This is a genomic window from Enterobacter sp. 168J2, assembly GCF_034107265.1.
Taxonomy (GTDB): Bacteria; Pseudomonadota; Gammaproteobacteria; order Enterobacterales; family Enterobacteriaceae; genus Enterobacter; species Enterobacter nematophilus.
Map to the genome: position 1 here is coordinate 171,885 of NZ_JAWNEB010000005.1, position 21,244 is coordinate 193,128.

20 protein-coding genes are annotated in these 21,244 nt (G+C 57.9%); 16 read left to right on the top strand and 4 right to left on the bottom strand.

Annotation, left to right across the window (positions count from 1 at the left end; translation table 11 throughout):
• Window positions 1-68 precede the first annotated feature (68 nt).
• The 4 genes from proY to USG84_RS15010 all read left to right on the top strand — a co-directional run bounded on the left by proY (window position 69) and on the right by USG84_RS15010 (window position 7,512).
• Complete coding sequence (gene proY, locus USG84_RS14995; protein ID WP_028012135.1) at window positions 69-1,442, top strand: proline-specific permease ProY; 1,374 nt, start codon at window positions 69-71, stop codon at window positions 1,440-1,442.
• A gap of 162 nt (window positions 1,443-1,604) precedes the next feature.
• Entirely contained in the window at window positions 1,605-3,422 is a 1,818-nt protein-coding gene (malZ, locus tag USG84_RS15000) for a maltodextrin glucosidase (protein ID WP_253540902.1), read from the top strand.
• A gap of 86 nt (window positions 3,423-3,508) precedes the next feature.
• Window positions 3,509-6,130 (top strand): DUF2339 domain-containing protein, encoded by a 2,622-nt coding sequence (locus USG84_RS15005; RefSeq protein ID WP_253540904.1) that lies wholly within the window; start codon window positions 3,509-3,511, stop codon window positions 6,128-6,130.
• Window positions 6,127-7,512: a DUF3999 domain-containing protein gene (locus USG84_RS15010; RefSeq protein WP_253540906.1), complete on the top strand. Its 1,386-nt coding sequence runs from the start codon at window positions 6,127-6,129 to the stop codon at window positions 7,510-7,512. Before USG84_RS15005 ends, USG84_RS15010 begins: the two co-directional genes overlap by 4 nt.
• Before the next feature lie 43 nt (window positions 7,513-7,555).
• Here USG84_RS15010 and USG84_RS15015 read toward each other — a convergent pair whose 3' ends face one another.
• Entirely contained in the window at window positions 7,556-8,158 is a 603-nt protein-coding gene (locus tag USG84_RS15015; protein WP_003859113.1) for a peroxiredoxin C, read from the bottom strand.
• Window positions 8,159-8,285: 127 nt separating this feature from the next.
• The gene (gene acpH, locus USG84_RS15020) at window positions 8,286-8,867 is read right to left on the bottom strand and encodes an ACP phosphodiesterase (RefSeq protein WP_061099057.1); all 582 of its coding nucleotides are present in this window, start codon (window positions 8,865-8,867) and stop codon (window positions 8,286-8,288) included.
• A gap of 92 nt (window positions 8,868-8,959) precedes the next feature.
• On the opposite strand from acpH, the gene queA reads away from it, so the two are divergent.
• From queA to USG84_RS15055, 7 genes are all read left to right on the top strand, one after another.
• A complete protein-coding gene (gene queA / locus USG84_RS15025) occupies window positions 8,960-10,030 on the top strand; it encodes a tRNA preQ1(34) S-adenosylmethionine ribosyltransferase-isomerase QueA (RefSeq protein ID WP_032646148.1) in 1,071 nt (356 codons plus the stop codon).
• Window positions 10,031-10,083: 53 nt separating this feature from the next.
• Complete coding sequence (gene tgt / locus USG84_RS15030; protein WP_045259930.1) at window positions 10,084-11,211, top strand: tRNA guanosine(34) transglycosylase Tgt; 1,128 nt, start codon at window positions 10,084-10,086, stop codon at window positions 11,209-11,211.
• 22 nt (window positions 11,212-11,233) lie between these two features.
• On the top strand, window positions 11,234-11,566 hold the full coding sequence (gene yajC / locus USG84_RS15035; RefSeq protein ID WP_000007630.1) for a preprotein translocase subunit YajC: 333 nt from the start codon (window positions 11,234-11,236) through the stop codon (window positions 11,564-11,566).
• Window positions 11,567-11,593: 27 nt separating this feature from the next.
• Window positions 11,594-13,441: a protein translocase subunit SecD gene (secD, locus tag USG84_RS15040; protein WP_071888278.1), complete on the top strand. Its 1,848-nt coding sequence runs from the start codon at window positions 11,594-11,596 to the stop codon at window positions 13,439-13,441.
• Between the two features lie 10 nt (window positions 13,442-13,451).
• Complete coding sequence (gene secF / locus USG84_RS15045; RefSeq protein WP_028012143.1) at window positions 13,452-14,423, top strand: protein translocase subunit SecF; 972 nt, start codon at window positions 13,452-13,454, stop codon at window positions 14,421-14,423.
• Window positions 14,424-14,565: 142 nt separating this feature from the next.
• A complete protein-coding gene (locus USG84_RS15050) occupies window positions 14,566-14,931 on the top strand; it encodes a VOC family protein (RefSeq protein WP_061099054.1) in 366 nt (121 codons plus the stop codon).
• A 14-nt stretch (window positions 14,932-14,945) separates the two neighbouring features.
• The gene (locus tag USG84_RS15055) at window positions 14,946-15,626 is read left to right on the top strand and encodes a helix-turn-helix transcriptional regulator (protein WP_061099053.1); all 681 of its coding nucleotides are present in this window, start codon (window positions 14,946-14,948) and stop codon (window positions 15,624-15,626) included.
• Between the two features lie 114 nt (window positions 15,627-15,740).
• Here USG84_RS15055 and USG84_RS15060 read toward each other — a convergent pair whose 3' ends face one another.
• Both USG84_RS15060 and USG84_RS15065 read right to left on the bottom strand, forming a co-directional pair.
• The gene (locus USG84_RS15060) at window positions 15,741-16,625 is read right to left on the bottom strand and encodes a nucleoside-specific channel-forming protein Tsx (RefSeq protein WP_028012146.1); all 885 of its coding nucleotides are present in this window, start codon (window positions 16,623-16,625) and stop codon (window positions 15,741-15,743) included.
• A gap of 270 nt (window positions 16,626-16,895) precedes the next feature.
• A complete protein-coding gene (locus USG84_RS15065) occupies window positions 16,896-17,435 on the bottom strand; it encodes a DUF3251 domain-containing protein (protein WP_320738355.1) in 540 nt (179 codons plus the stop codon).
• Window positions 17,436-17,588: 153 nt separating this feature from the next.
• On the opposite strand from USG84_RS15065, the gene nrdR reads away from it, so the two are divergent.
• The 5 genes from nrdR (at window position 17,589) to thiL (ending at window position 21,194) form a co-directional block, all read left to right on the top strand.
• Window positions 17,589-18,038 (top strand): transcriptional regulator NrdR, encoded by a 450-nt coding sequence (nrdR, locus tag USG84_RS15070; RefSeq protein WP_008503337.1) that lies wholly within the window; start codon window positions 17,589-17,591, stop codon window positions 18,036-18,038.
• Between the two features lie 4 nt (window positions 18,039-18,042).
• Entirely contained in the window at window positions 18,043-19,146 is a 1,104-nt protein-coding gene (ribD, locus tag USG84_RS15075; RefSeq protein ID WP_320738356.1) for a bifunctional diaminohydroxyphosphoribosylaminopyrimidine deaminase/5-amino-6-(5-phosphoribosylamino)uracil reductase RibD, read from the top strand.
• 87 nt (window positions 19,147-19,233) lie between these two features.
• The gene (gene ribE / locus USG84_RS15080; RefSeq protein WP_006176874.1) at window positions 19,234-19,704 is read left to right on the top strand and encodes a 6,7-dimethyl-8-ribityllumazine synthase; all 471 of its coding nucleotides are present in this window, start codon (window positions 19,234-19,236) and stop codon (window positions 19,702-19,704) included.
• A gap of 21 nt (window positions 19,705-19,725) precedes the next feature.
• The gene (gene nusB / locus USG84_RS15085; protein WP_006809908.1) at window positions 19,726-20,145 is read left to right on the top strand and encodes a transcription antitermination factor NusB; all 420 of its coding nucleotides are present in this window, start codon (window positions 19,726-19,728) and stop codon (window positions 20,143-20,145) included.
• A gap of 77 nt (window positions 20,146-20,222) precedes the next feature.
• Window positions 20,223-21,194, top strand: coding sequence for a thiamine-phosphate kinase (gene thiL / locus USG84_RS15090; protein WP_061099051.1), 972 nt, complete (start codon window positions 20,223-20,225; stop codon window positions 21,192-21,194).
• Window positions 21,195-21,244: the final 50 nt, after the last annotated feature.

The following is a 21,244-nucleotide window of genomic DNA, read 5'->3' on the forward strand; positions in this document are numbered from 1 at the left end:
ACTGTTTAACCACGGGGCTTAAGGCCCCGTGGTTTTTTGTTTTTTTCGTGTTGAATGGCAAGATTTAAATGGAAAGCACTAACAAACTTAAACGTGGATTGAGCACGCGCCACATCCGCTTTATGGCGCTGGGCTCTGCTATCGGCACCGGTCTTTTTTATGGCTCGGCAGATGCCATTAAAATGGCCGGTCCAAGCGTTCTGCTGGCCTACATCATCGGCGGCGTGGCGGCGTATATCATCATGCGCGCCCTCGGCGAAATGTCGGTTCACAACCCGTCTGCCAGCTCCTTCTCCCGCTACGCGCAGGAAAACCTCGGCCCGCTGGCTGGGTTTATCACCGGCTGGACCTACTGCTTTGAAATTTTGATTGTGGCGATTGCCGACGTAACCGCATTCGGCATCTACATGGGCGTCTGGTTCCCGGCGGTGCCGCACTGGATCTGGGTGCTGAGCGTGGTGTTGCTCATTTGCGCCGTCAACCTGATGAGCGTGAAGGTGTTCGGCGAGCTGGAGTTCTGGTTCTCCTTCTTCAAGGTCGCGACCATCATCATCATGATTGTGGCCGGTTTCGGGATCATCATCTGGGGGATTGGCAACGGCGGCCAGCCGACCGGCATCCATAACCTCTGGAGCAACGGCGGCTTCTTCAGCAACGGCTGGCTCGGGATGGTGATGTCGCTGCAGATGGTGATGTTCGCCTACGGCGGTATCGAAATTATCGGTATCACCGCCGGGGAAGCGAAAGATCCGGAGAAATCCATTCCGCGCGCCATCAACTCTGTGCCGATGCGTATTCTGGTGTTCTACGTGGGGACGCTGTTCGTGATTATGTCCATCTACCCGTGGAACCAGGTGGGTACCAACGGTAGCCCGTTTGTTCTGACCTTCCAGCATATGGGCATTGCCTTTGCTGCCAGCATTCTGAACTTTGTGGTGCTGACCGCGTCGCTTTCCGCGATCAACAGTGACGTCTTTGGCGTGGGGCGCATGCTGCACGGCATGGCGGAGCAGGGCAGCGCGCCGAAGGTGTTCGCCAAAACTTCACGTCGCGGCACGCCGTGGGTGACGGTAGTGGTGATGACGGTGGCGCTGCTGTTCTCGGTTTACCTGAACTACATCATGCCGGAGAACGTATTCCTGGTGATTGCGTCCCTGGCGACCTTCGCGACCGTGTGGGTGTGGATCATGATCCTGCTGTCGCAGATTGCCTTCCGCCGCCGTCTATCGCCGGATGAGGCGAAAGCGCTGAAGTTTAAAGTGCCGGGCGGGGTGGCGACGACCGTGGTCGGGCTGATCTTCCTGGTGTTTATCATTGGCCTGATTGGCTACCACCCGGATACCCGCATTTCCCTGTACGTGGGCTGCGCGTGGATCGTTCTGCTGCTGATCGGCTGGGTGTTTAAGTGCCGCCGTGACCGCCAGCTGGCGGAAGCACAGTAATATCCATTTTCCCTCTCCCCGTGGGAGAGGGCTAGGGTGAGGGCATCAGGCTGCACTGATGCCTCCTCCCCCGTCCTCCTCCCCCAATAAATCTCGTCATGGTGAGCTAACCTTAACCACCCTGTGGCAAGGTGACGTCAATTTCATCAGAGGGGATTCGTGATGTTAAACGCCTGGCACCTTCCGGTTGCCCCATTTGTTAAGCAAAACAAAGACAACCTTGTGATTACGCTCTGGCTGGCGGGGGAAAATCAGCCGGAACGCGTGACGCTCCGCGCCGAAATTGATAACGAAGAGACCGGGCTGAAAATGCACAAGCTGCGCAGCCAGCCTCAGCCGGGGATTACGGCGTGGCGGGCGAATATCGATTTGCGCAGCGGGCAGCCGCGCCGCCGTTACAGCTTTAAGCTTTTGTGGAACAATCGCCAGCTGTGGTTTACCCCGCAGGGATTTAGCCGTTTCCCTCCCGCGCGGCTGGAGCAGTTTGCCGTGGATTATCCGGATAACGGCCCGCAGTGGGTTAACGATCGGGTCTTTTACCAGATTTTCCCGGACCGCTTTGCGCGCAGCGAAAAACGCACCGCCGACCAGGACAAGGTCTATTACCATCATGCTGCCGGTCACGACATCATCCTGAAAAAATGGGATGAACCGGTGACGGCGCAGGCGGGCGGCTCGACGTTCTACGGCGGGGATCTCGACGGCATCAGCGAAAAGCTGCCGTACCTGAAAAAACTCGGCGTGACGGCGCTGTACCTGAACCCGGTGTTTAAAGCCCCGAGCGTACATAAATACGATACCCAGGATTATCGTCACGTTGATGAGCAGTTTGGCGGCGACGAGGCGCTGCTGCGCCTGCGTGAGAACACGCAAAAAGAGGGGATGCGCCTGATCCTGGACGGCGTGTTCAACCACAGCGGCGATTCGCACGCGTGGTTTGACCGTCATAACCAGTCGATGGGCGGGGCGTGCCATAATCCGGACTCGCCGCAGCGCGACTGGTACAGCTTTAACGAGGAGGGGCGCGCGCTGGACTGGCTGGGCTACCCGAGCCTGCCTAAACTGGATTTCCAGTCGCCAACGCTCGTGAATGAAATCTACGGAGGCGAAGACAGCATCGTCCGCCACTGGCTGAAGGCACCGTGGAATATGGACGGCTGGCGTCTGGACGTGGTGCATATGCTCGGTGAAGCGGGCGGGGCGCGAAATAACCTTCAGCACGTGGCCGGGATCGCGCGTTCGGCGAAAGCGGCCCAGCCGGAGGCGTTTGTCTTTGGCGAACACTTTGGCGACGCGCGCCAGTGGCTGCAAAACGATGCCGAAGATGCGGCGATGAACTATCGCGGCTTTACCTTCCCGCTGTGGGGATTCCTGGCTAACACCGATATCTCCTACGATCCGAACCATATTGACGCCGAAACCTGCGCAGCGTGGATGGATAACTATCGCGCTGGCCTGTCGCATCAGCAGCAGCTGCGGATGTTTAACCAGCTCGATAGCCACGACACCGCGCGCTTTAAATCCCTGCTCGGCAAGGATGTGGCGCGTCTGCCGCTGGCGGTCACCTGGCTCTTCACATGGCCGGGCGTGCCGTGCATTTACTACGGAGACGAAGTGGGGCTGGACGGCAACAACGATCCGTTCTGCCGCAAAACCTTCCCGTGGGAGGCAGAGAAACAGGACAAGGTGCTGTTTAGCCTGTACCAGCGGCTGGCGAAACTGCGCAAACAGAGTCTCGCCCTGCGCTACGGCGGCTGCCAGGTGGCGTACGCCCACGATAACGTGGTGGTTTTTGTCCGCGTCTATAACCAGCAGCGCGTGCTGGTGGCGATTAACCGGGGCGAGGCCTGCGAAGTGGTGCTGGATGATTCGCCGCTGCTTAAGGTGGCGAAGTGGACGAACAAAGAGGGCAAAGCGACGATTCAGGATGGCGTGCTGGCGCTGCCTGCGGTATCCGCGACGGTCTGGCTCGGCAGCTAATGCGCTAATGTTTCCACCTTTTAAGATGGCGCAAATGCAACGATTTGTGTCAATCTTAACGGATCGTTTACGGTGAAGGTGGAAACATGGACGAGCTTTACATCCTTGGCTGTTTATTCCTGGTTTTTGCGCTGCTGGTTGCGCCCGTGCTTGCGGTTATCGGGTTTAATCGAAGCACGGCGGCGCAGCAGGAGATCGCCCGGCTACGCCAGCGCATTGAGGCGCTTGAGCAGCGCGGTGCGGCTGAGATAGCGCCGGAGCCAGAACAGATGCAAGCGGCCACTCCGGCGGTTGAGGCCGCGCCGGTGGCTGAGGACGCGCCCGCGCCTGTCGATCCCTGGCGTCCCGACATTCCCACAGCCGAGGCAAAACCCGCTCCGGCCCCAGCGCCTGCGGCTAAACAGCCTTCTGCCTTTGGCGGCATAGTGACGTCGCTGGCGCGCTGGTTTATGCAGGGCAATCCGCTCGCGAAGCTTGGCATCTTGCTGCTTTTCCTCGGCCTCTCTTTCCTGCTGCGCTATACCGTTGAACACTCCCTGTTCCCGCTAGAGCTGCGCCTGGTGGCGACGGCGCTGTTTGCCATCGTGCTGCTGGCGGTTGGGTGGCGGCTGCGGCACAAGCAGCCGATCTACGCGCTTATCTTACAGGGCGGGGCGACGGGCATTCTCTACCTGACGGTCTTCGGCGCCTTCCGGCTCTGGCAGATGCTGCCGATAACGCTGGCCTTTGCGCTGCTGGTGGTGATTTGCGCCGCGAGCGTCGGGCTGGCCGTCCTGCAAAAGGCGTTGAGCCTTGCCATGCTGGCGAGCCTCGGCGGGTATCTTGCGCCGCTGCTGCTATCTACCGGGGGCGGCAGCTTTGTGGCGCTGTTCTCCTTCTATCTCCTGCTTTCCATCGGCATTCTCGCCATCAGCATCTGGCAGCACTGGCGCGAGCTTAACCTGCTCGGGCTGCTCTTTACCTTTGGCGTGGGCGGCCTGTGGGGGCTGAGTGATTACCAGCCTGAAGACTATTGGATCTGCCAGCTGTTCCTGATTGCCAATACGCTGATATTCGGCGTGCTGAGCGTGGCGCTGTCGCTGCGGGCGCAGGAGAAAGGGAAGCAGATTATTGACGGCGTGCTGCTGTTTGCCCCGCCGCTGATAGGCTTCGGGATGCAGTACGGCATGACCCGGCACTGGGAATATGGCCCGGCCCTGAGCGCGCTGGGATATGGGGCATTTTATCTTGCCCTCGCTTTCCTTGCGCTGCGCCGCTATCCGTCCATTGGGAGACCGCTGGTGATGGCGGCGCTGGCGATCGGCGGAGGGTTTGCCACGCTTGCGATTCCGCTGGCGCTCTCCGCGCGCTGGACGGCGATGGCCTGGGCGCTGGAGGGGCTGGGCATTCTCTGGCTGGGCGTGCAGCAGCACCAGCGGCGCATGAGCTATAGCGGGACGGCGCTGATGGTGCTGGCGCTCGGCAGCGCGCTGTGGGCGCAGATGAACGGCGTGACCTCGCTGAGCCTGCTGCTTATCTTCGCCATCCTCAGCCTTTGCTGGCTGGCTGCGGCCTGGCTGTGGCGGAACATCTTTCTGCCGGTTAGCTGGGCGCTGCTGGCAGGCGGGCTGCTGTTCTGGCTCGTGGCGCTATTTGGCGCGTCGCGGCTGGTGTTGAAGCAGGAATTGCCAGTTCTGGCTTGCGTGCTGGCGCTGACGGCGGCGTCGGTCTGGGGCTGGCGGCAGGCTGCCGCTCGTCTGGCGTGGCGGGAGCTGGATGCCAGCAAATGGCTGCTGTGGCCGCTGATGCTGGTGATGGTGGGCTATCAGCTCTCGCACCAGCAGATGTTTGCCGCCGGCTGGTCAAATCTGGCCTGGGGTATTGCGCTTCCTGCTGCGCTGATGCTGCTGCGGCGCGACGGCGCCCGTTTAGCGCCGCGCGTCTCCGGGGGGCTGCATCTGTCGCTGTTCTGGATGATTTTACTGGCGCTGGCGGCGGAGCTTTACTGGTTTGCCCGGTCGCTGCCGTGGGGCATGGCGGCCTGGGGCAGCGGGCTGGCGATGGCCGCAGGCGGCGGGATGATCGTGGCGCTCTCCGCGGCGGTGCGCCGTCGCGGGTGGCCGTTCCGGGAGTGGCCTGCGCTCTACGCGTGTGTGGCACCGATCCCCGCGATCGCGGCGCTGCTGGTATTGCTGGTGGTGACCAATTTCCAGGACGGCGTAGTTTATCGTCAGACCTGGCTGCCGCTGGTGAACCCGCTTGAGGAAGGCGCGGCGTTCGCGCTGCTGGGGCTGGTGGTCTTCTACCGGGCGGTGGATCGCTACTATCCGGCATGGCTTGCGCAGGCCCGTCCGTGGCCTGCCGTCGCGATTATGGCGTTTGGCTTCTGGTGGCTTAATGGCGCGCTGATGCGCGCCCTGGCCTGGTACGGCGACGTGGCCTGGAATACGGCGTCGCTGTGGGATTCGCGGCTGATCCAGACCGCGTTTGCCCTGTTCTGGATGCTGAGCGCGCTGGTGATCATGGTCCACGCCACCCGCCGGGCCTCCCGTCAGGAGTGGCTTGGCGGCGCCGCGCTGCTGGGTGTGGTGATGGTTAAACTGATGCTGGTGGACAGCGCGGGCGGAGGCGGTCTGTCACGTGCGGTGGCGTTTATCGGCGTGGCAATACTGGTGCTGATCGTGGGGTATTTCTCGCCGCTACCGCCCAAAACAGGAGATGAAAAATGAAATGGATGAAAGCGGTATTATGTACCGCGCTGCTGGCGCTTGCAGGCCCGGCGTTCTGCGACGAGGTACAAACGGAATCGCCCCGGGACTATGCCTTTGGCCGCTCGCTGAATACGTCTGCTCCCTCCCAGTGGTATCGGGTGACGTTGCCGCTCGCCGTCTATGCCCAGAGCACGTCGCCGGATCTGCATGACGTTCGCGTCTTTAATCAGTCGGGCGAGCCGGTTCCCTTCAGCCTGGTCACCGCGACGCGCCCGCAGGCGACAGCGCAATCCACGGCACTGCGCCTCTTTCCTCTGGACGCCTCACCGCTTGCGCCTGCGCGAGGGGATGGGGAGAGCGATAAGATCCTGCTCCGTTCCGGAAACGGCGTCGAGATTGTGCTGGAGGGGCAAAAAGCCGCCGCAGCCGGGCAGCATTACCTGCTGACCCTGCCGGAGCAGGCTACGGGTGAGGTGGCTTTGTCCCAGCTGCAGCTGCTCTGGAATACCCCTCAGACGCCGTGGCAGGGAACGGCGTCGGTCTATTACAGCGACGATCTTAAGCGCTGGTATGGCCTGCGTGAGGATATGCCGCTGCTGGACGTGGCGAGCGGACAGGATCGTCTTAAGCTCGACAGGATCGATACCGATATCGTTTTGTCTCCCGATACGAATCGCTATCTCCTGGTCGTGCTGAATGCCCAGAGCCAGGGGGTGACCTTAACCGGCGTTAACGCGATCAGCGCCCCTGCGCGGGCGGCGCCGGACGCGATCGATCTTGAAGGGGTAGGGGAGCAGCTATCGACAAGCGAAGCGCAGTGGCGATGGGCGCGTCCGCAGCCGCTGAGCGCTGTCAGCATCTCACTGAACGGCGACGGCGTCCTTCCCGTGGAGATAGCGTGGCGGAGTTCGGATAAAGACACATGGCACCCCCTGAAAAAAGAGGTTCTTTACCGTCTGGAGGGGAAAACGTCTCCACCGGTTTCGCTTAACGGGGGCCTGGTGCAGGCGGTGAAGATCGCGACGCTGAATGCGCGTCTGCCGGAATACCTGCCGAGCGTCACCGGGCATCTCGACCGCTATGACCTGGTGTTCAACGCGCAGGGGAAAGCGCCGTACGTGCTTGCCTGGGGCAATGGCGCTGCAAAGCCTGCCAGCGTGGAGCCTGACATGCTGATCCCAGCCGATCTGCGCAAAACCTATGAGATGGCGAACCTGCCGCAGGCCGACATTCTGGATGATGTCGCGTTAGGCGGCGAGGGGCGTCTGACCGCGACCTCTGCGTCCGAGCGGGAGAGCCGGATGAACGCGCTGCTGGTGTGGGGCGTGCTGATTGCGGGCGTAATTCTGCTGGCGGGCATGGCCTGGCGCATCTGGCGAGAGACGCAGCGTAAGCCATAAAAAAAGGCACGCATCAGCGGGCCTCTTTCGTAAACAGTGCCGATTACAGGCTGGATACGTTCTCGGACAGGTATTTAGCTACGCCGTCTGGGGAAGCAGCCATACCTTCTTTACCTTTTTCCCACTGAGCCGGGCACACTTCGCCGTGCTCTTCGTGGAACTGCAGCGCGTCAACCATGCGCAGCATTTCGTCGATGTTACGACCCAGCGGCAGATCGTTCACAACCTGGTGACGAACGATGCCGTTTGCGTCGATCAGGAAGGAACCGCGCAGCGCAACGCCAGCGTCCGGATGTTCGATACCGTAAGCCTGCTGGATTTCGCGTTTGATGTCCGCAACCATTGCGTATTTCACCGCACCGATGCCGCCGTTTTCGACAGGGGTGTTACGCCATGCGTTGTGTACAAATTCAGAGTCGAAGGAGACGCCAACCACTTCCACGCCACGCTTCTGGAATTCTTCATAACGTTTGTCGAACGCGATCAGCTCAGACGGGCAAACGAAAGTGAAGTCCATTGGCCAGAAGAACAGAACGGTCGCTTTACCGTTGGTGTGCTGTTTGAAGTTGAAGTTTTCAACGATTTCACCGTTGCCCAGAACTGCTGCAGCTGTAAAATCCGGAGCCGGACGAGTTACCAGAACCATATGATTCTCCTGTAGATACTAAGGTTATTTGGAACGCAACGCGAGCCAGTATAGAGAGTGTTCATGGATAAGACAAAGAGGTGGCGACAATCGTTCCGCCAGCTTTTACCTATCAATGTGAATTCTGTTACAGCTGTTTGTTTTTCGCCTGCACCATCATGCGCGGATAAAACTGCCAGAATTGGCTCTCCAGCGCATCGTAATGTTCATCCAGGTCATACCAGGAGTCGCGCAGCGCGTCCAGCCGCGGGCGGCGGCTCGCCATGCCATTTAAGACATTCTGGATAAAGTCCATCTCGCGATAGCGCTCCAGCCAGCGCTCCGACCACAGGTAGTTATTCAGATTCACAAAGCGCGGCGGCGAGTCGGGCAGAATTATTGACACCTGCTGGCGGGCGTAGCGCACAAACGCCGGCAACGGCATCTCCGGCGAGAGCTGTTCCCAGTGGCGAGACAGGAAGTGGTCCCACATCACGTCGAGCGTGATCGGCGCAACGCGGCGCGTTTCAGGGCGAAACCACGCTTTTGCTTCCGTCACCTCCGGCAGGTTATCGGTAATGACATCAATGCGGCGGTGCATAAAAATCCCGTCGACAACCTCGGGGGAATACGCTTCAGCGGGGTTGCCGCGCACGAAATCGGCCAGCAAATTGCCGGAAAGGGAGCTGTCAGCGAGGTGTGCGAGATGCAGGTGAGCGAGAAAATTCATGCGTTTTATTTGTCCAGTGGCGGCTAGTTGTTGCAGCAAAAGGGTGTGAGCACTAGACTATGCCGCCTGTTTTTAAGTCACGAGTATACGTCATGCGCGTCGCCGATTTCTCCTTTGAACTACCTGAATCCCTGATTGCTCACTATCCCATGCCTGAGCGCAGCAGCTGTCGCTTACTGTCACTGGATGGGCCAACGGGCGAGCTGACGCACGGTACTTTCACCGATTTGCTCGACAAGCTCAACCCTGGCGATCTGCTGGTCTTTAACAATACCCGCGTGATCCCGGCGCGCCTGTTTGGCCGTAAGGCCAGCGGCGGCAAGATTGAAGTGCTGGTTGAACGTATGCTCGATGATAAACGTATTCTGGCACATATTCGCGCCTCTAAGGCACCGAAGCCGGGTGCGGAGCTGCTGCTGGGCGATGACGAAAGCATCAAGGCGACTATGACCGCGCGCCACGACGCGCTGTTTGAGGTGGCGTTCGACGACGAGCGCACGGTGCTCGACATCCTGAACGCCATCGGCCACATGCCGCTGCCGCCGTACATTGAGCGCCCGGACGAAGAGGCCGACCGCGAGCTGTACCAGACCGTCTACAGCCAAAAGCCTGGCGCGGTCGCGGCGCCAACCGCAGGCCTGCACTTTGATGAACCGCTGCTGGAAAAACTGCGCGCGAAGGGCGTGGAGATGGCGTTTGTGACGCTGCACGTCGGCGCGGGCACCTTCCAGCCGGTGCGCGTGGACAGCATTGAAGACCACATCATGCACTCCGAGTATGCCGAAGTGCCTCAGGATGTGGTGGACGCGGTGCTGGCGGCGAAAGCGCGCGGTAGCCGCGTCGTGGCCGTCGGTACGACGTCCGTGCGCTCACTGGAGAGCGCCGCGCAGGCTGCAAAGAACGATCTTATCGAGCCGTTCTTTGGCGATACGCAGATCTTTATCTACCCGGGCTATCAGTACAAAGTGATTGACGCGCTGGTGACCAACTTCCATCTGCCTGAATCGACGCTGATTATGCTGGTTTCCGCGTTTGCGGGTTATCAGCATACGATGAATGCCTACAAGTCTGCGGTAGAACAAAAATATCGCTTTTTTAGCTACGGGGACGCGATGTTTATCACGTACAATCCGCTGGCTTTGAATGAGCGTGTCGGGGAATAAGTCCGCGGCACCGTTTTACAACGTTGGACTGTTTTTCTGACGTCGGAGAAAAAATGAAATTTGAACTCGATACCACCGATGGCCGCGCGCGTCGCGGTCGCCTGGTGTTTGATCGCGGCGTGGTGGAAACCCCCGCGTTTATGCCTGTGGGCACGTACGGCACCGTAAAAGGGATGACGCCGGAAGAAGTTGAAGCCACTGGCGCACAGATTATCCTCGGCAATACCTTCCACCTGTGGCTGCGCCCGGGTCAGGAGATCATGAAGCTCCACGGCGATCTGCACGATTTTATGCAGTGGAAAGGCCCGATCCTGACCGACTCCGGCGGCTTCCAGGTCTTCAGCCTGGGCGATATCCGCAAGATCACCGAGCAGGGCGTACACTTCCGTAACCCGATCAACGGCGATCCGATTTTCCTCGATCCAGAAAAGTCGATGGAGATTCAGTACGATCTCGGCTCTGACATCGTGATGATCTTCGACGAATGTACGCCATACCCGGCAGACTGGGACTACGCGAAACGCTCTATGGAGATGTCTCTGCGCTGGGCGAAGCGCAGCCGCGACCGTTTTGACTCCCTGCAGAACAAAAATGCGCTGTTTGGCATCATTCAGGGCAGCGTTTACGAAGATTTACGCGATATCTCTGTTAAAGGTCTGGTAGAGATAGGCTTTGATGGCTACGCTGTCGGCGGTTTGGCTGTGGGTGAGCCGAAGGAAGACATGCACCGCATTCTGGAGCACGTCTGCCCGCAAATCCCGGCGGATAAACCACGATACCTGATGGGTGTGGGTAAACCCGAAGATCTGGTGGAAGGCGTACGTCGCGGCATTGATATGTTCGACTGCGTGATGCCAACCCGCAACGCGCGTAACGGCCATCTGTTCGTTACCGATGGCGTGGTGAAAATCCGTAACGCGAAGCATAAGAGTGACACCAGCCCGCTCGATTCCGAGTGCGATTGCTATACCTGTCGCAATTATTCTCGCGCGTATCTGCATCATCTCGATCGCTGTAACGAGATTTTGGGCGCGCGTCTCAATACGATTCATAATCTTCGCTACTATCAGCGCTTAATGTCTGGTTTACGCAAGGCTATCGAAGAGGGTAAATTAGAGAGCTTCGTGACCGATTTTTACCAACGTCAGGGGCGGGATGTTCCACCGTTGAACGTTGATTAATATTAATAATGAGGGAATTTGAATGAGCTTTTTTATTTCTGATGCGGTAGCGGCAACAGGTGCTCCGGCGCAGGGCAGCCCGATGTCTCTGATCCTGATGCTGGTTGTGTTCGGTCTGATCTTCTACTTCATGATCCTGCGCCCACAGCAGAAGCGTACCAAAGAGCACAAAAAGCTGATGGACTCCATCGCGAAAGGCGATGAAGTGCTGACCAACGGTGGCCTGGTCGGTCGCGTGACCAAAGTGGCTGAAAGCGGCTACATTGCTATCGCCCTGAACGACACCACTGAAGTGGTTATCAAACGTGACTTCGTAGCTGCCGTTCTGCCGAAAGGCACCATGAAGGCGCTGTAATCCCAACTTTTCCCAAAGGGAACTGCCGTGTTAAACCGTTATCCTTTGTGGAAGTACATCATGCTGGTCGTCGTGATTATCGTCGGCCTGCTGTACGCGCTTCCCAACCTGTATGGTGAGGATCCGGCTGTTCAAATCACTGGCGCGCGCGGTGTCGCCGCCAGTGAGCAAACGCTGATCCAGGTCCAGAAAACGTTACAAGAAGAAAAAATTACCGCTAAGTCTGTGGCTCTGGAAGAGGGTGCAATTCTTGCTCGCTTCGACACCACCGACACGCAGCTCCGCGCTCGCGAAGCGCTGATGGGCGTGCTGGGTGACAAATATGTCGTGGCGCTTAACCTTGCTCCTGCAACCCCTCGCTGGCTGGCTGCGCTGAACGCAGAGCCAATGAAGCTGGGTCTTGACCTGCGTGGCGGCGTTCACTTCCTGATGGAAGTGGATATGGATACCGCGCTCGGCAAGCTGCAGGAACAGAATATCGACAGCCTGCGCAGCGATCTGCGCGACAAAGGCATCCCATACACTACTGTGCGTAAAGAAGATAACTACGGCATGAGCATCACGTTCCGCGACAGCGCGGCGCGCGATCAGGCTGTAGATTACCTGACCCAACGTCACCGTGACCTGGTGATCACCTCTCAGGGCAGCAACCAGCTGCGTGCGGTGATGACCGATGCGCGTCTGAAAGAAGCGCGTGAATATGCCGTTCAGCAGAACATCAACATTCTGCGTAACCGTGTGAACCAGCTGGGCGTAGCTGAGCCGCTGGTACAGCGTCAGGGTGCTGACCGTATCGTGGTTGAACTGCCGGGTATCCAGGATACCGCGCGGGCGAAAGAGATCCTCGGTGCGACCGCGACGCTGGAATTCCGTCTGGTAAACTCCAACGTTGACCAGTCCGCCGCGGCGTCTGGCCGTATTCCGGGTGACTCCGAAGTGAAACAGACTCGCGAAGGTCAGCCGGTTGTGCTGTACAAACGCGTGATCCTGACCGGTGACCACATCACCGACTCCACTTCAAGCCAGGATGAGTACAACCAGCCGCAGGTTAACATCTCGCTGGATAGCGCGGGTGGTAACATCATGTCTAACTTCACCAAGGACAATATCGGCAAACCGATGGCGACCCTGTTCGTGGAGTACAAAGACAGCGGTAAGAAAGATGCAAACGGCCGTGCGGTGCTGGTGAAAGAGGAAGAGGTGATTAACATCGCCAACATCCAGTCTCGTCTGGGTAACAGCTTCCGTATTACCGGTATCAACAACCCGAACGAAGCGCGTCAGCTCTCGCTGCTGCTGCGTGCTGGTGCGCTGATTGCGCCAATTCAGATTGTTGAAGAACGTACCATTGGTCCAACTCTGGGTATGCAAAACATCCAGCAGGGTCTGGAAGCGTGTCTGGCCGGTCTGGCGGTCTCTATCCTCTTCATGATCTTCTTCTATAAGAAGTTTGGTCTGATTGCGACCTCCGCGCTGATCGCGAACCTGGTACTGATCATCGGCATTATGTCCCTGCTGCCGGGGGCGACGCTGACCATGCCGGGGATTGCGGGTATCGTTCTGACCCTTGCGGTGGCGGTCGACGCCAACGTACTGATTAACGAACGTATCAAAGAAGAGTTGAGCAACGGTCGCTCTGTTCAGCAGGCGATTGACGAAGGCTATAAAGGCGCGTTCAGCTCCATCTTCGATGCGAACGTAACAACACTGATTAAGGTTCTTATCCTGTATGCAGTGGGTACTGGCGCGATCAAAGGCTTTGCGATTACCACCGGTATCGGTGTCGCAACGTCAATGTTTACCGCTATTGTCGGCACCCGTGCCATCGTGAACCTGCTGTACGGCGGCAAGCGCGTCAAAAAGCTGTCTATCTGAGGAGTGCGTTGTGGCACAGGAATATACTGTTGAACAATTGAACCACGGCCGTAAAGTCTGGGACTTTATGCGCTGGGACTACTGGGCCTTCGGCATTTCAGGCTTACTGCTGATTCTGTCCATCATCGTTATGGGCGTGAAAGGCTTTAACTGGGGTCTGGATTTCACCGGTGGTACGGTCATCGAGATCTCCCTGGAAAAACCGGTCGATATGGACCAGATGCGCCTGTCTCTGCAGAAAGCGGGCTTTGAAGAGCCGCTGCTGCAGAACTTCGGCAGCAGCCGCGACATCATGGTGCGTATGCCGCCGGTGCACGATGCCAACGGCAGCCAGGAGCTGGGCAGCAAGGTCGTACAGGTCATTAACGAGACCACCAGCCAGAGCGCGGCGGTCAAGCGTATTGAGTTCGTCGGCCCGAGCGTGGGTGCGGACCTGGCGCAAACCGGCGCCATGGCGCTGCTGGTGGCGCTGATCTCCATCCTGGTTTACGTTGGTTTCCGCTTTGAGTGGCGACTGGCGGCCGGTGTGGTTATCGCCCTGGCGCACGACGTGGTGATCACCATGGGCATACTGTCTCTGTTCCACATTGAGATTGACCTGACCATCGTGGCATCCCTGATGTCCGTAATCGGTTACTCACTGAACGACAGTATCGTGGTATCTGACCGTATCCGTGAAAACTTCCGTAAGATCCGTCGCGGCACGCCGTACGAAATCTTTAACGTGTCGTTGACCCAGACGCTGCACCGTACCTTGATCACATCCGGTACCACCTTAATGGTGATCCTGATGCTGTTCCTGTTCGGTGGCCCGGTGCTGGAAGGCTTCTCGCTGACCATGCTGATCGGTGTCTCCATCGGTACAGCGTCGTCAATCTACGTCGCGTCTGCCCTGGCACTGAAACTTGGCATGAAGCGCGAGCACCTGCTCCAGCAGAAGGTCGAGAAAGAAGGGGCGGATCAGCCGTCCATTCTGCCGTAAGGCGACGTTTAGCGCGTTATCGGAATCCCGGTCTTTTGGCCGGGATTTTTTTTATCTGCTCCTGACAAACACTCCTGACAGTATGCTGTCAGGAGCCCTGCCGTAGACTCCTTCTGAACCCAAACAACAGGCAGGAGGATGTATGAAAAGCGTAATTAACTGGTTTGAAATTCCGGTCTCGGATATGGATCGCGCCATCAAATTTTATGAGCCGGTGATGCAGCTCGCGCTGCGTCGCGAGAAAATGGACGTGGCTGAACTGGCGGTTTTCCCGCATGAGGATCCGTATACCGGGGGGGCGCTGGCAAAATTTGACGGCGTTACGCCGTCTTTGCAGGGCGCTATTATTTACCTGCATACTGACAACCTGGCGGCCACGCTCGATCGCATTGCCTCTGCGGGCGGCGAGTGCGTGTTTGGCCCGCTGGAACTGCCGCACGGTATCGGCACTATCGCACTGTTTACCGACAGCGAGGGTAACCGCGTCGGCCTTCATCAACCTGCCTGAGAGCGAATGACGTTATGACCCGACGCGCTGACCGTTTGTTTCAGATTGTGCAGATCCTGCGGGGCAGGCGTCTGACAACGGCAGCGCATCTGGCGGAGCGGCTTGGCGTGTCCGAGCGCACGGTCTACCGCGATATCCGCGACCTCTCGCTTTCCGGCGTGCCGGTGGAGGGCGAGGCGGGAAGCGGATATCGCCTCATGTCGGGCTTTGACCTGCCGCCGCTGATGCTGACAAATAAGGAGTCCGAGGCGCTGATGGTCGCGATTCGCCTGCTCAAAACCTGGGGTGGGGAATCGCTGTCGCGCGAGCTGGAGTCGGCCCAGGAGAAGGTGCTGGCTATCCTGCCCGAGGAGAGCCGCCGGAAGGCGGAGCAGACGCGGATCTACGCCCCGGAATTCTGCATGCAAAGCCACTCCCGCAGCGATTTTGACATGATCCATCAGGCGATTTCCGCCCAGCGCGTGCTGGCGCTGCATTATCGTGATGAAGCCGGACAGCTCTCAAAGCGTGAGGTGCAGCCGCTGGGGCTGTTCTTCTGGGGGGAGCGCTGGCTGCTGGCGGCGTGGTGTGAACGGCGCGATGATTATCGCTGTTTCCGGCTCGACCGGTGTCTCAATATAGTGATGACGGAGAGGCGGTTCAGCGAGAGTGCGGACAGGTCTTTGGCGGATTTTTTGCGGAAAGTTAAGCAGTAAAAAGCCGGGTGGCGTGGTAAAAGCAAAACGGCAATGTCTATTGCCGTTTTTAGTGTTTGTTCCCTCTCCCTGTGGGAGAGGGTGAGGGCATCAGCCCGCACGGTCCCGCACTGATTAGAAGTTATAACCTACGACCAGGTAACCACCCCAGCCGGTAGAACGGACGCTAAAGTCGCCGTTACCGAAGTTCAGGCTCGCGTCGTCGTTCCACTGGCCACCGTTGTGCCAGTAACGCGCAACTACAGAGTAGTGCCAGTGATCGTAGTTCAGCGCCAGGATGTGGCTGGAGGCGATGGAATCGTTGGTACGCGCTTTCTTGCCGTTCAGGTCACGGAAATCGTCGTCGCCCAGGTCTGAACCCCAGTCAAAGTTGGTGAAGCCGATGTAGCTCAGATTACCGCCCCACAGCTGGGTAATTGGCACAAAGTATTTCACTTTGAAACGGTAGCCGTCCCACTCGTTTTCATTCGCAGCGCCGTAGTTCTGCCACTGGTATTTCGCGTACACGTTCAGGGACAGGCTCATTGGCAGGCCGGTGTCGATGTCGGTACCCAGACCCATATACCAGGTGCTCTGACGACCAGACTTATTGCGGCCCATGTCGTAGATATAGTTGTTCGCGAAGTACCACTCTTTAAACGGTCCAAACGCCAGGCTGGTACCGGTCAGCTTGTCGATGGAGAAGCGCGGTTCGATCTCCATGAACAGTGGGGAACCGTGGTTCCAGATACCTTTCGCATCGGTGTTACCACCGAAGAATACAGGCGCATCCATATAGCCGTAGAAATCAAACCAGTCTTTCTTGGCGAACGCTTCGTATTCCAGGTAGGTATCGTTGCGGATCTGTGGTCCGAAACGGGTGTGGTAGCTGCCTACCACGTTAACGCTCTGGTGCCACCAGTCGGAGAGGTATTGTGGTTTCTCGTTTTCCGCTGCGTTAACAGTGAAAGAGGAGGACAGTGCCAGAACTGCACCGGCTGCGAGTAATGTTTTTTTCATAATCATGCCACTGATTGAAATTCCCTTCCGGGAGTGAAAAATGCGCGAATTGCGTTTCTAAATATTTCGTGTTTCTGCGGTGCCTATTATAGGAATCCCTGCTCACAAAAATATGTGTTGTTTCACATATCTCTCACACGCGTAATCGATTGCGTTCACGTTTGCGTACTTTAAACGGCGGGGATTGTAGCGGCAATCATTTCTGTTGCCAATCCATACGAAATGTAAATGTTAGCGGAGTGACATTTCACTCCGCTCAAAAGGAAGGGATTATTGCGCGGCGGGTTGGATATCGTGAATGCGGATAAAGCCTAACTGCTCGGGGGATAGGCCGCTTAGCTGAAGCGGAATATCTACATCGCTGGGCGCTAACACGCTGGCCGGAGCGGTGAAAAGCTGATTCTTCACGTTCACCTCCTGGTAGCTCTCCGTGGTGCCCTGGATCTGGCCCCACTCTACGGTGCCGCTGAAGGCGGGCAGCGGATCGTTAGATTCGCCGTGAATACGCAATGTTGCGCGCGTACCATCCGCGTTCGCCGCCACGTTCACCAGCGACATTTTCAGCGTGCCGATCTGGCTGTTAAGCAGGGCAGGCGTATTCGACCCCGGCAGCAGATATACCCCGCTGGTGGATTTAGCGTTCAGCGCGTTTTGCTGGGTTATCTTCACCGTTTCTTTGTTCAGTTTGTCCATCGCCGTGTTAAGCGTATTCACGCTTTGTTTCATCTGACGGACTTCGGTTTGCTGTGCACAGGCACTAAGGGTGAAGAGGCTCCCCACCAGTAAAATTCTCAGGTAACGTCTTGTCATAGCGTTTATTTCCTTGAAATAACGGATCCCCATAATGGTAGCCAGCAACGTACCGCCAGACATAGATCCTTTGTCTCAAAAAAGCTCTTCCTTTGTTGTCAGGCCAGATCAGGGTAAAATGAAAATCAGTTAACCAGATAACAGGGATACCGTATGCATTGCCCATTCTGCTCCGCTGTGGATACCAAAGTCATCGACTCTCGCCTTGTGGGCGAAGGGTCTTCAGTGCGCCGTCGTCGGCAGTGTCTGGTGTGCAACGAGCGTTTCACGACCTTTGAGGTTGCAGAGCTGGTAATGCCGCGCGTGGTAAAAAGTAACGACGTGCGCGAGCCGTTTAACGAAGAGAAACTGCGCAGCGGAATGCTGAAGGCCCTCGAAAAACGGCCCGTCAGCGCGGATGACGTTGAAATGGCGTTAAACCACATTAAATCTTACCTGCGTGGCCTGGGTGAGCGTGAAGTGCCGAGCAAAATGATCGGCAACCTGGTGATGGAGCAATTAAAAAAGCTCGACAAGGTCGCCTATATCCGTTTCGCCTCTGTCTACCGCAGTTTCGAAGATATCAAAGAGTTTGGCGAAGAGATCGCCCGCTTACAGGATTAAGCTCATGCAGGATGAGATTTACATGGCGCGAGCCATGAAGCTGGCGCAGCGCGGTCGTTTTACCACCCATCCCAACCCGAACGTCGGGTGCGTTATCGTGAAAGATGGCGAGATCGTGGGGGAAGGGTTTCACTATCGCGCAGGCGAGCCGCATGCCGAGGTCCATGCGTTGCGCATGGCCGGTGAGAAGGCGCGCGGTGCCACCGCCTATGTGACGCTTGAGCCCTGCAGCCACCACGGGCGGACGCCGCCGTGCTGCGAAGCGCTGATCGCGGCGGGCGTTTCACGCGTGGTGGCAGCGATGCAGGATCCGAATCCGCAGGTGGCCGGGCGCGGTCTGTACCGCCTGCAGCAGGAAGGGATCGACGTCAGCCATGGGCTGATGATGCAGGATGCGGAAGCCCTGAATAAAGGCTTCCTGAAGCGCATGCGCACCGGTTTTCCGTACATTCAGCTCAAGCTGGGCGCCTCGCTGGACGGCCGTACGGCGATGGCAAACGGTGAAAGCCAGTGGATCACCTCGCCGCAGGCAAGGCGCGATGTGCAACGCCTGCGCGCGCAAAGCCATGCTATCCTCACCAGCAGTGAAACGGTTCTCGCTGACGATCCGGCCATGACCGTGCGCTGGAACGAACTGAATGCCGATACCCAGGCGCTTTATCCGCAGGAAAACCTGCGCCAGCCGCTGCGTATTATCATTGATAGCCAGAACCGCGTGACGCCGGAGCACCGCATCGTCCAGCAGCCGGGTGAAACCTGGATTGCGCGCACCAAAGAAGATACGCGCGAGTGGCCGGAAGGCGTGCGCAGCGTTATGGTGCCGGAGCATAACGGACATCTGGATCTCGTTGTGCTGATGCTGCTGCTCGGCAAGCAGCAGGTGAACAGCATTTGGGTCGAAGCCGGTCCGACGCTCGCCGGCGCGCTGCTTCAGGCGGGGCTGGTGGATGAACTGCTGGTCTACGTTGCGCCTAAACTGTTAGGTCACGACGCACGCGGCCTGTTTGTGCTGCCCGGCCTTGAAAAACTGGCCGACGCACCGCAACTCACATTCAGCGAGATTCGTCCGGTGGGTCCGGATGTCTGCCTCCATTTAACGACAGCGTAATTGCTCCCGAAATAGGGAAGCAGTGCGCAAAGTATTATGATAAAATCCGCCCCCCTGCGGGGCCAAATGAACCCGTAAAGGAAGAGTATGAACATTATTGAAGCTGCTGTAGCTACCCCGGACGCTCGCGTCGCCATCACCATTGCGCGTTTCAACAACTTCATCAACGACAGCCTGCTGGAAGGTGCGATTGACGCCCTGAAACGTATCGGCCAGGTTAAAGATGACAACATTACCGTTGTTTGGGTTCCAGGCGCTTACGAACTGCCACTGGCGGCGGGCGCGCTGGCGAAAACCGGTAAATACGACGCGGTGATTGCGCTGGGTACCGTTATTCGTGGCGGCACTGCGCACTTCGAATACGTTGCGGGCGGTGCAAGCAACGGTCTGGCACACGTTGCGCAGGATGCTGAAATTCCTGTCGCGTTCGGCGTGCTGACCACCGAAAGTATTGAACAAGCCATCGAACGTGCTGGCACCAAAGCCGGTAACAAAGGTGCAGAAGCTGCACTGACCGCGCTTGAAATGATCAATGTATTGAAAGCCATCAAGGCCTGATTTTTTTGTAAGGGGAATTCCGTGAAACCTGCTGCTCGTCGCCGCGCCCGTGAATGTGCCGTTCAGGCACTTTACTCCTGGCAGTTGTCCCAGAACGACATCGCTGATGTTGAATACCAGTTCCTGTCAGAACAGGACGTGAAAGACGTTGACGTTCTGTACTTCCGTGAACTGCTGTCGGGAGTGGCGACTAATAGCGCGTATCTCGATGGCCTGATGAAGCCATACCTGTCCCGTCTGCTCGAAGAGCTGGGCCAGGTGGAAAAAGCAGTGTTGCGTATCGCGCTGTTTGAGCTGTCTAAACGTGATGATGTGCCGTACAAAGTGGCCATCAACGAAGCGATCGAACTGGCGAAAACCTTCGGCGCTGAAGACAGCCACAAGTTCGTTAACGGCGTACTTGATAAAGCAGCACCTGCGATCCGCCCCCACAAAAAGTGATCCGCAAACCGGAGTTCTGCATTGCCTGACGGGCAGTGCGGCTCCGGTTTTTTCTTTTATTTGCTGAGGCATAACGTATGGCATGCGGCGAATTCTCCCTGATTGCCCGTTATTTCGACCGTGTCAGAACCTCTCGTCTTGATGTTGAAACCGGCATTGGCGATGACTGTGCACTTCTCAATATTCCTGAAAAGCAGACGCTGGCAATCAGCACCGACACCTTAGTGTGCGGACGTCATTTTTTACCGGATATCGATCCTGCCGATCTGGCGTATAAAGCGCTGGCGGTCAACGTCAGCGATCTGGCCGCGATGGGGGCCGATCCTGCCTGGCTGACGCTGGCCCTGACCCTGCCAGAGGTGGATGAAGCCTGGCTGGAAGCCTTTAGCGACGCGCTGTTTGAACAGCTGAATTATTACGATATGCAGCTGATTGGCGGCGATACGACTGCCGGGCCGCTGTCGATGACGCTGGCGATCCACGGCTATGTGCCGCTCGGTCGCGCGCTGAAGCGCTCGGGCGCTAAGCCGGGCGACTGGATCTACGTGACCGGTACGCCGGGAGACAGCGCGGCAGGGCTGGCGATCCTTCAGGATCGCTTAACCGTGAAGGACGCTGACGATGCGGCATATCTGGTGAAGCGCCACCTGCGCCCGACGCCGCGTATTCTGCACGGTCAGGCGCTGCGCGAGCGGGCCAGCTCGGCTATCGATCTCTCTGACGGGCTGATTTCCGATCTCGGCCATATCCTGAAGGCCAGCGGGGTGGGCGCGCGCGTTGACCTGGATCTGTTCCCGCTGTCAGAGCAACTGCTTCGCCATGTGGAACCTGAGCAGGCGCTGCGCTGGGCGCTGTCCGGGGGGGAAGACTACGAGCTGTGCTTCACCGTGCCTGAGCTGAACCGCGGAACGCTCGACGTGGCGTTAGCGCATCTCGGCGCGAAATTTACCTGTATCGGTCAGATCATGCCGGAAAGTGAGGGGCTGAAGTTTGTGAAAGACGGTGCGCCCGTTACGCTGGACTGGAAAGGGTACGATCACTTCGGGTAAGTTTGTGCCTCTGTATTGCCGGGTGGCGGCTACGCCTTACCCGGCCTACG

Excerpts from the sequence above, each read along its gene's own strand:
- proY (WP_028012135.1), top strand. The coding sequence starts at position 69 with ATGGAAAGCACTAACAAACTTAAACGTGGATTGAGCACGCGCCACATC.
- malZ (WP_253540902.1), top strand. The coding sequence starts at position 1,605 with ATGTTAAACGCCTGGCACCTTCCGGTTGCCCCATTTGTTAAGCAAAAC.
- USG84_RS15005 (WP_253540904.1), top strand. The coding sequence starts at position 3,509 with ATGGACGAGCTTTACATCCTTGGCTGTTTATTCCTGGTTTTTGCGCTG.
- USG84_RS15010 (WP_253540906.1), top strand. The coding sequence starts at position 6,127 with ATGAAATGGATGAAAGCGGTATTATGTACCGCGCTGCTGGCGCTTGCA.
- USG84_RS15015 (WP_003859113.1), bottom strand. The coding sequence starts at position 8,158 with ATGGTTCTGGTAACTCGTCCGGCTCCGGATTTTACAGCTGCAGCAGTT.
- acpH (WP_061099057.1), bottom strand. The coding sequence starts at position 8,867 with ATGAATTTTCTCGCTCACCTGCATCTCGCACACCTCGCTGACAGCTCC.
- queA (WP_032646148.1), top strand. The coding sequence starts at position 8,960 with ATGCGCGTCGCCGATTTCTCCTTTGAACTACCTGAATCCCTGATTGCT.
- tgt (WP_045259930.1), top strand. The coding sequence starts at position 10,084 with ATGAAATTTGAACTCGATACCACCGATGGCCGCGCGCGTCGCGGTCGC.
- yajC (WP_000007630.1), top strand. The coding sequence starts at position 11,234 with ATGAGCTTTTTTATTTCTGATGCGGTAGCGGCAACAGGTGCTCCGGCG.
- USG84_RS15050 (WP_061099054.1), top strand. The coding sequence starts at position 14,566 with ATGAAAAGCGTAATTAACTGGTTTGAAATTCCGGTCTCGGATATGGAT.
- USG84_RS15055 (WP_061099053.1), top strand. The coding sequence starts at position 14,946 with ATGACCCGACGCGCTGACCGTTTGTTTCAGATTGTGCAGATCCTGCGG.
- USG84_RS15060 (WP_028012146.1), bottom strand. The coding sequence starts at position 16,625 with ATGAAAAAAACATTACTCGCAGCCGGTGCAGTTCTGGCACTGTCCTCC.
- USG84_RS15065 (WP_320738355.1), bottom strand. The coding sequence starts at position 17,435 with ATGACAAGACGTTACCTGAGAATTTTACTGGTGGGGAGCCTCTTCACC.
- nrdR (WP_008503337.1), top strand. The coding sequence starts at position 17,589 with ATGCATTGCCCATTCTGCTCCGCTGTGGATACCAAAGTCATCGACTCT.
- ribD (WP_320738356.1), top strand. The coding sequence starts at position 18,043 with ATGCAGGATGAGATTTACATGGCGCGAGCCATGAAGCTGGCGCAGCGC.
- ribE (WP_006176874.1), top strand. The coding sequence starts at position 19,234 with ATGAACATTATTGAAGCTGCTGTAGCTACCCCGGACGCTCGCGTCGCC.
- thiL (WP_061099051.1), top strand. The coding sequence starts at position 20,223 with ATGGCATGCGGCGAATTCTCCCTGATTGCCCGTTATTTCGACCGTGTC.